Raw genomic sequence first — 8,889 nt, 5'->3', positions numbered from 1 at the left:
AAACATTTATTGATACCTATTCCAGACTCGCTTTTGCTAAAGTCTATACCGAGAAAAACAGTCTGATTGCTGCCGATATGCTCAATGATAAAGTGCTTCCTTTCTTTGACAGCGAACAAGTGCCGCTGTTACGCATTCTTACAGACCGAGGTACGGAATATAATGGCCATAAGGAGAGCCATGCTTATGAGCTTTATCTTAATCTAGAAGATATTGAACACACCAAGACCAAAGCCTACAGCCCACAAACAAACGGTATTTGTGAGCGATTCCATAAGACGATGAAAACAGAATGTTATGATATTTTATTTCGACGTAAGATTTACACGCAATTGAGTGAAATACAAAACGATATTGAGCAATGGCTTGAATTTTACAATCGAGAAAGAGCGCATTCAGGAAAATATTGTTATGGGAAGACACCATGGAAAACATGGAATGATGCAAAAGGGTTGGTTAAGGAAAAGCAATTGGAGAATTTATTTTGCTCATCGGACACGCATTTTGTTAAAATGAAAGCCGATGAGTAATACGTGTCTGTCAGCTTAAGTTTAAGCTACTACAATTTGTGTTTTATTGTGTTTTATTAAGAAATCATTTACAGCCAGCCTAAGTAAATCAGATATTGTCTTTAAAGGCAACTTTGTCCGTTTATTTTTTATTGCAATATCTTCTAATTCTTCATACTGAACTTCATCAATTTCAAACGAAATTTTTCTCATTACTTTAGATTTAGATTCTTTCTTATCGCCACCAGCTTAGGAACGATCTGCTAATTCATCAGCCAGTTTATTCGCTTAGTTGTTTACAGTAATTTGAAAAACTACTGTAATGAATATACATAAAAAAACAAAACTAACGCCTTATCACAGACAAGAGATATGTCACCTATATCATAAAGAAAAAATAACTGTCACTGAATTGGCTAAACGTTTTATGACCAGTCGTTTGACGACCATTTATAGCGTGCTAAAGAAAGTCCGATTGAATCTGTTTGCGCCTCTAATCTGTAAAGGTAAACGTTATAAAAGCATTGGTTATGGAATTAAACATCTGGCTAAAGTTAAAAATTCCATTGAAGATAAATTAAGACAACAAGCTAACTAAACACTATAACAAAACCTATCTGGCGAAATAATCACTGGATAATATAAGCATAACCAATGTTTCTAAACCGCTTATGCGGCGGTAAACTTACAAGTGTTAAAAATATTACAAAAACGTCTTTTCTAAACCGCCTATGCGGCGGTAAACATACATCGCCATAGCGTTTAAATTGGCTATCATTTCTAAACCGCCTATGCGGCGGTAAACATGAAAAAGTATGGGGTAAGCTATACGACCTTTTTCTAAACCGCCTATGCGGCGGTAAACAATGATTAGTAAAGAATGGAAATGGGCATCAATTTCTAAACCGCCTATGCGGCGGTAAACAAAATTCTTCTTCATGAGATTTTGATCGAACTTTTCTAAACCGCCTATGCGGCGGTAAACGTTTAACGATACTGGCTATGCTGATAGTACTATTTCTAAACCGCCTATGCGGCGGTAAACCCAAGAAGAAAATTGGCGGATGTGGTCTATTTTTTCTAAACCGCCTATGCGGCGGTAAACATTCTAATCATGTTGTTGTGAAAATAACAGGCTTTCTAAACCGCCTATGCGGCGGTAAACCTATCGTTACTGGGTTGTATATCGCAATTGCTTTTCTAAACCGCCTATGCGGCGGTAAACAAGCACAGCTTGTTCAGCAACTAAGTCATGTGTTTCTAAACCGCCTATGCGGCGGTAAACTTCAGTCTGATAATTTTGTTGATGGTAAAAAATTTCTAAACCGCCTATGCGGCGGTAAACTAGAAACCGATATACTATAAACCTTGTTTAGCAAAAGGCAAATAGGATTTCTGTTTTCAAAAACCCTTTTTTGTAGCTATTCTATAATGCTTTGTTTTTATTTATTTTTATTTATCAATAAAAAAAAGGGTTGGCAGCGTTTTGGTTATTTTTATGATGTGCTAATTTTACCGTTAAAAAACACTCAGGTAGCGTATTGATTTTATTAAACTTTAGTTTTGTATGTTTTAAAACATACAAAACCAAAAAATAAAAGATCAATCTAATTTAGGATGTTGATCCACTAAATCTTGACGCTGTTTTTGTAAGGTATCGATCTGTTGTTGGATATCTTCCACTTTTTGCTCTATTGAATCGAAGTGATCCGATAAAATCTCTTTGGCTTCTGAGCGATCCGATGCGGCAGGTGTTGCGCCTCGAAGCGGTTTATTGGCGGTTTCTTTCATTTTTATGCCTGTCACTAATCCAACTAATGCAACCACCATTAAATAATAAGCAGGCATATATAAATCACCACTCGCTTCAACCAACCAAGCGGCAACAGTTGGTGTTGCCCCTGCAATAAGTACCGAAATATTAAATGCAATAGCTAAAGCACTGTAACGAATACTTGTCGGGAAAATAGCAGGTAAAATAGAAGCCATTACTCCCGTAAAACAGTTAAGTAACACAGCTAAAATTAATAAACCAATAAAGATAAGCCCAATAATATCACTGTTAATCATCATAAATGCAGGATAAGCAAGAATCAGTAATCCTAAACTCCCTCCCACTATAAAAGGCCTGCGTCCAATTTTATCACTAATAAAGCCAATCATAGGCTGTACAAATAACATTCCGATCATAATAGCAATAATAATCAACACCCCATGATCAGCACGATAATGTAAGTTATGCGATAAATAACTTGGCATGTAAGTAAGCAACATATAATAAGTCACATTGGTAATAATCACCAATCCAACACAAACTAATAAACTCTTCCAATATTGAGTAAAGATCGCTTTAAATGTCATTTGAGGAGGATTTTCGGTATTTGTATTTTCATTGTTTTCCATTTCATCGGTATGTTGCTGAAATGCGGGGGTTTCTTCTAATGCATGACGTAAATAAAGACCAATTAATCCCAATGGCAAAGCAAACAAAAATGGAATTCGCCAGCCCCAATCTTGAAATTTCGCCTCGCCAAGAATGCTTGATAAAAGTACGACCAAACCTGCACCAACTAAAAAACCTGCAATTGAACCAAAATCTAACCAGCTCCCCATAAAGCCACGCTTACGATCTGGCGAGTATTCAGCGACAAAAATGGCTGCACCTGAATATTCACCACCGATCGAAAATCCTTGAGCTAATTTTGCCAGCAATAATAAAAGTGGTGCAAAAATACCAATGGAGGCATAAGAAGGAATAAGCCCAATACAAAATGTACTAAGAGACATAATAATGATGGTGACAGAAAGAATTTTTTGGCGCCCCAACTTATCACCAAGCACCCCAAAGACTAAACCACCTAATGGGCGCACTAAAAAAGGAACCGAAAAAGTTGCTAAAGCAGCCACAACTTGAATACTTGGCGACGCATCAGGAAAAAACACCTGTCCTAAAACATATGCCAAAAACCCATAAACCCCAAAATCAAACCACTCCATCGCATTGCCTAGTGCTGCTGCAATAATTGCCTTTCTTAATTTGTTATCATCAATAATAGTAATATCATTAATATTTAATGGTTTCCTTTTAAATCTTACTGCTTTTTTCATAACATACCGCCTATTTAAAATTAGACACAGAAAAGGAATAATCAAGTAACACCATTGATATCATTGTGTAATGCCAAACGAACATCAGCGGTATTACATAAAATACGCTAAAACAGTTAATAAAGATTGATGCAAAATCCAACAAAACAAAAAAGAGGACAATAAAAAGCAAAAACGGGTAAGTAATTTCGACTAGCTATATTGCGACTTGATAACGGTAAAAACAATTCCTTTTCACGAAAATTGTCCGTCAAGTATAACAAAATATCCCATTTTGTAAAATGCAACCGCTACACAGCCTGATTTTGCTTTTGTTAAATATAATTATGACCATCGTTTTTTTTCGAACAAAGGTAAATACCAATAACAATAAATAACGTACTGATAATATGAAAACTCGCAATTTCGGTATGCAAAAATAGAATACTAAAAACACCACCAGATAAAGGAATAATATGAGTATAAATCTGTCCACGGCTTGCGCCAATTTCAGCAATTCCCCTATTCCAAAACAAGTAAGATAACCAAGAGGCAAAAATAGCGATATACAATATACCAAGCAAGAAGCTGCTATCAGTATAATGCGCTAAATTTTCAACGGGATAAAAATAGAAATACACCAAAGCAATAGGTAGTAACATCAAAGAGCCTAACACGGCACTGACTGTCACAAAAGCATTGCCTGCAATTGATTTATCTTTTAAACGTAAAAAAGTACTATAACATGCCCAACTCATGGCCGATGCCATTGCCCACAGATCGCCTTTATTGATATTACTCAATGCATTTAAATTGGTTAGATTGCCTTGTAAAATCAAATAAACCACGCCAATTGTACTAAACAGCACACCTAAAATATTATTTTTTGAAATTGAATCATTAAATAATAATTTATTCATTACCAAAACCATGCCGGGCGTTGCTGAAAGGTAAATTGACGCATTAAGTGACGAGGTATATTGCAATCCAATATAAAGCGTTAAAGGGAACAGAATTTGACCAAAAATTGCCAGTAAACAAATTGGCCCAATCGATTTTTTAATTTTAGAAAGATCATTACGCACCTGATGATGATACAATCCCAATAACAACACAGCCGTAATAACCCAACGCCCTTCAGATATAACAATCGGATCGGCTTGCGTTACCAAAACACGCCCAACAACATAATTTCCGCCCCAAAAACAAGCAGCTAAAGTAAGCAATAGATACGGCATATAATACCCTGATATCAGAATGAAAAGAAAATATGATAGAATTGATCAACATTATATACCTAAATTAACGCAAAAAAATAACCTATTAAATTACATTGTTACCTACTGCTCTCATTTTACTCATTATTACTTTTCCGAATTACAACGATAGCATTGACTTAATCTAGTATCCTTAATCATTATCCATTAAAATAACAAAACCAAAACTGACAAGGTACTTTTTATGCGTTGGAAAGACCAAAGAGAGAGCGACAACATCGAAGATCGCCGCTCACAATCAAGCAGTGGAATGGGAACTGTAATTCCTATTAAAGGCAAAGGCAAAATTGCTTTATTTATTGTGGTTTTAGTGGCGGGTTATTATGGTGTTGATTTAACGGGATTACTTAGTTCCGACCTAACAACTCCAGACAGCACACAACAAACCTCGTCAGAATATACCGCAGATGATAACGAAGCGGCTAAATTCACCTCAATTATTTTAGCCAGTACCGAAGATTACTGGAGCGAACAATTCCAACGCCTAGGCAAAACTTATGTTCCACCTAAATTGGTGCTATATACTCATGCAACCCAAACATCGTGTGGTACAGGTCAAGCAATGATGGGGCCATTTTATTGTAATATTGATAAAACAGTATATTTAGACCTTTCCTTTTATCAAGAAATGAAACACCGCCTTGGTGGTGGAGGTGATTTTGCGCAAGGTTATGTTATCGCCCACGAAGTAGGACACCATGTACAGAATTTACTGGGAACATTTAACCAAGTGGCACAACGAACACAAGGCCAATCAGACACCACCAAAAACCAAATATCGGTAAAATTAGAATTACAAGCAGATTGTTATGCGGGTATGTGGGGCAATGCGATGCAAAAACAAAACATCCTTGAAGTGGGCGATATAGAACAAGCGCTAAAAACGGCACAAGCCATTGGCGACGATCGATTACAACAACAAAGTGGTGGTTATGTTATGCCTGACAGCTTTACCCATGGCTCATCAAAACAACGTTATACATGGTTTAAAAAAGGATTTGATAACGGTTCACTTAGTCAGTGCAATACCTTTGCTGAATAATTTGCTAATAAAAAGTAAAAACGTTAACAATTGTCTTCCCTAATTAGGAAGACAATTTAACCAACAACCTCATCAACTTTTATCATTCACCAAAGCACAAAACAGCAATGAAATGGCAACCATGGCAAATGCAATCCAATAAATAACCTGATGCCCATAAGACTCAGAAACAAAGCCTTGAATCACACCTGCCAAAATCACACTACAAATAATGCCATTATTAAATAAGGTTGAAGCAACGCCCATTCTTGTTGGTAACAAATCCTGAAAATAAATAATACCAATGTTTGCCACAATACCAATAAAAAGCGCATTAAAAAGCTGCAAAGCAAACAAAGCAAATTTATTAGTCAATAAAATCATACCAATATAAAATAATAAACCACAAACAATGGCGATAAAAAATAAATTTCTTTTGCCCAATTTTGGAACTAAATAACCTGCAATGAGCATAACAGGAATTTCAATACCTGCCGCTAACCCCATTAATTGCCCAGGTAATGAATTTGATAAATGCAATACAGAATCCACATAAAGTGGCATATCGATGATATACATCATATTGGCTGTCCACATAAACACAGTAGAAAGCAACAAACAAACCACATTTCTATTTTTAAATAGCGGCTGTTCGGCTGATTTTATATCAATCGAATTATCAAGTTGTGAGGTTGGATTTTTTTCAACCGACGGTAAAAAAAACGCAACAAATAACATTGCCACAACAAACATAGACATAGCACTTAAATACATGGCAGTAAAACCATAATGAACGGCTAAACCAAATGAAAGTGGTGGTCCAATCACCCATGCCAAAGAAAGCTGTGCACGAATTAACGAATTAAACGCTACCACATTACGCCCTGTTTTTACCGCATATTCACGCGCAAGAGCAAAAACTTGAGGCATCGCAGCCGATGATAAAGCAGCAAATAAAACCCCCAACGTAATCAAAACAACATAGTGCCGAGAAAAGGCAAATATTACACTATTAGCAACGCCCATTAAGCAACAAAATATAACAATATGCCGCCTATCGCCTTTTTGGTCTGAATATTTAGCTAACAAAAAGCTACCAATGATACTTGCCAACGCATTCACCGAAAAAAACAATCCAACCAAACGAGGATTAACATTTACTTCAAACGATAAAAAACGACTTAACGTAGGCGATTGCAACGCCCCTGCCACACCAACAATAAACGTAGTGGCTAAAAAAGCAATAAAAATAACGCTCTGTTTTTGACGAAACGAAGATACCTTAGTCATAACAATACATAGTAGAGGAATTTGTGTCGATTATATACTTAAAATCGGCATAAAAGTAATAAAATTCAAGCTAAATCTAAATCATGAAATGTAAACAACTCGAAATTTTCTTGTCGTTAATGTTACACGCCATTTTAATTAAAGTACCTATCACGCTTTTTGGTTTTTAAATGCCCAAACGGTATAGACTCCTGAATATTTTTTACAAAATAACCTTCAAAATGCACTAATAAATAGCCCCACTTGATGTGGGGCTGCTGTTTTTTATTGCTTGGCTATTCTATCATAACTTAAAGATTAAAAACTAAGGGGTGACGCAAAGTGCTTGACCAAGACAAAAACTATCCACCTCCGTGCCGTTGTTAAGTCGATGACAATAAGACGACCATTTATTAGCCTCACTGGTCCTATCAGGGGATATCATGCCGTTATTAAGGTCTACAGCGAACGGATGTTCATTAGGATAATCAAGACGACTATCGCCCGTCCAAGCAGATAAAAGCCTGTAGCGCCCTAGATTTGATGGATTTATTCTGTAACGACTAAGCTCTCCCCACTCTCCTGTCATGCCTGACCCGATTCGACGTTGATAATGGAATTGATCGTCTGATATTGGTGTGGCACTAACAGCACCACGACACAATCTAGGCCCATCTATAGTATAACTACATTTTGCATTAGTTAAATCTTTTATATGTGGCAGGCGATAACCTAAACTCTCACACCAAGCTTTCGCATTAGAATAAGTATAACGTTCTGGATTTTCTTTGTAATCGGTGTCATTACTAGATGGAGATTTATCTCCCTCACTTTCCTTAATCTCTTCTCCTCTTGAAGTTCCAGGTGGGTTTCTTATAACAAACCATTGCTTTAACACAAAACCATATCTGACCACCTCATAGCCATCACGATCTTTACCCACTAATTCAAATGTTTGGGGTAGTTTGGGCACTTGAATTCCACCAGGATGGTCATTATTCCACTGAGATCTTGCTTGTGGCCCAGTTAGGGTAACGCGCGTTACAACTTCTGTACCATCAGGATAATTAGGGCCCCAAAAACTAGGAGGAGGAAGATGATTATCCTTAGGTATCCAATAATCGTTAGCCTCCTTTCTTGTTACTGTGGCGGTTATGCCCTCATGCGTGACTGGCTCCCAAGTCAATTCATCAGCATCTACGCCCTCTATTCGCAAATCAAAATACAAGCCATCCATACCTGTGGTTGGAAAGTTAAGGTCATATAATTCAGGATTTATTGATTGAACTAAAAAGCCCTTTTCATAATCCCATATATTAATAGGTCCAGCGATGCCACCCATGTCATTATTCCCCGACCCCATGCCGTAACCATTATAACCAAGATTTGGCCTAACATAGGTGATAGTTGCTTTTTTTGAAAGAAAAATAATTGCATCACTACGCTTAACTTGATTATTGCTCCCATTTGCTGCCTGCAATTGCCACGAATATGACAATAACGGCAGTGCCAGTAACACAATTTTTGCCAATAATTTTAGTGATGATTTAAACCAAAATGTCGAAGGTATAAGTAAGAAAAGTGTAAAAACGTGCCTAATGGCGTTATTTGATAAGCTTAAGGCATAGGTTTGCCAGTGTCGGTGTTCGGTGTTCGGTGTTCGGTGTTCGGTGTTCGGTGTTCGGTGTTCGGTGTTCGGTGTTCGGTGTTCGGTGTTCGGTGTTCG

The 8,889-nt window shown here is 36.9% G+C and carries 7 protein-coding genes, 1 pseudogene and 1 CRISPR repeat array; of the genes and pseudogenes, 3 read left to right on the top strand and 5 right to left on the bottom strand.

The window, feature by feature from the left end; all coding sequences use genetic code 11:
• A partial coding sequence (locus tag A9G35_RS01750; RefSeq protein WP_141673728.1) for an integrase core domain-containing protein occupies nt 1-530 on the top strand: 530 nt, incomplete at its 5' end.
• Nucleotides 531-551: 21 nt separating this feature from the next.
• Here A9G35_RS01750 and A9G35_RS13340 read toward each other — a convergent pair.
• Nucleotides 552-722 carry a hypothetical protein gene (locus A9G35_RS13340; protein ID WP_176701367.1) on the bottom strand — a complete coding sequence of 57 codons (171 nt, stop codon included), beginning with the start codon at nt 720-722 and terminating at the stop codon, nt 552-554.
• A gap of 109 nt (nt 723-831) precedes the next feature.
• Here A9G35_RS13340 and A9G35_RS01745 point away from each other — a divergent pair, with 109 nt between their 5' ends.
• Nucleotides 832-1,107 carry a hypothetical protein gene (locus tag A9G35_RS01745; protein ID WP_065635427.1) on the top strand — a complete coding sequence of 92 codons (276 nt, stop codon included), beginning with the start codon at nt 832-834 and terminating at the stop codon, nt 1,105-1,107.
• Between the two features lie 59 nt (nt 1,108-1,166).
• A CRISPR array of direct repeats spans nt 1,167-1,854; the repeat unit is 28 nt; unit sequence TTTCTAAACCGCCTATGCGGCGGTAAAC.
• Nucleotides 1,855-2,111: 257 nt separating this feature from the next.
• Here A9G35_RS01745 and proP read toward each other — a convergent pair.
• Together proP and A9G35_RS01735 are read right to left on the bottom strand one after the other, a co-directional pair.
• Nucleotides 2,112-3,617, bottom strand: a complete 1,506-nt coding sequence (gene proP / locus A9G35_RS01740; RefSeq protein ID WP_065635426.1) for a glycine betaine/L-proline transporter ProP — start codon at nt 3,615-3,617, stop codon at nt 2,112-2,114.
• A 314-nt stretch (nt 3,618-3,931) separates the two neighbouring features.
• On the bottom strand, nt 3,932-4,834 hold the full coding sequence (locus A9G35_RS01735; RefSeq protein ID WP_065635425.1) for a DMT family transporter: 903 nt from the start codon (nt 4,832-4,834) through the stop codon (nt 3,932-3,934).
• A 223-nt stretch (nt 4,835-5,057) separates the two neighbouring features.
• On the opposite strand from A9G35_RS01735, the gene ypfJ reads away from it, so the two are divergent.
• Nucleotides 5,058-5,915, top strand: a complete 858-nt coding sequence (gene ypfJ, locus A9G35_RS01730) for a KPN_02809 family neutral zinc metallopeptidase (protein WP_065635424.1) — start codon at nt 5,058-5,060, stop codon at nt 5,913-5,915.
• Nucleotides 5,916-5,987: 72 nt separating this feature from the next.
• Here the strand turns inward: ypfJ and A9G35_RS01725 are convergent, their stop codons facing one another.
• Nucleotides 5,988-7,184 carry a sugar efflux transporter gene (locus tag A9G35_RS01725; protein ID WP_065635423.1) on the bottom strand — a complete coding sequence of 399 codons (1,197 nt, stop codon included), beginning with the start codon at nt 7,182-7,184 and terminating at the stop codon, nt 5,988-5,990.
• Between the two features lie 304 nt (nt 7,185-7,488).
• A pseudogene (locus A9G35_RS13050) lies at nt 7,489-8,889 on the bottom strand (hypothetical protein); the annotation flags it as partial.

The organism is Gilliamella sp. Choc5-1, assembly GCF_001690595.1.
GTDB classification, from domain to species: Bacteria; Pseudomonadota; Gammaproteobacteria; order Enterobacterales; family Orbaceae; genus Gilliamella; species Gilliamella apicola_M.
Note: the sequence above shows the minus strand (reverse complement) of the source record. Positions and strands in the feature narration are given on the sequence as shown.

Bases quoted from the DNA above. Each gene is read 5' to 3' on its own strand.
- A9G35_RS13340 (WP_176701367.1), bottom strand. From the start codon at position 722: ATGAGAAAAATTTCGTTTGAAATTGATGAAGTTCAGTATGAAGAATTA.
- A9G35_RS01745 (WP_065635427.1), top strand. From the start codon at position 832: ATGAATATACATAAAAAAACAAAACTAACGCCTTATCACAGACAAGAG.
- proP (WP_065635426.1), bottom strand. From the start codon at position 3,617: ATGAAAAAAGCAGTAAGATTTAAAAGGAAACCATTAAATATTAATGAT.
- A9G35_RS01735 (WP_065635425.1), bottom strand. From the start codon at position 4,834: ATGCCGTATCTATTGCTTACTTTAGCTGCTTGTTTTTGGGGCGGAAAT.
- A9G35_RS01725 (WP_065635423.1), bottom strand. From the start codon at position 7,184: ATGACTAAGGTATCTTCGTTTCGTCAAAAACAGAGCGTTATTTTTATT.
- ypfJ (WP_065635424.1), top strand. From the start codon at position 5,058: ATGCGTTGGAAAGACCAAAGAGAGAGCGACAACATCGAAGATCGCCGC.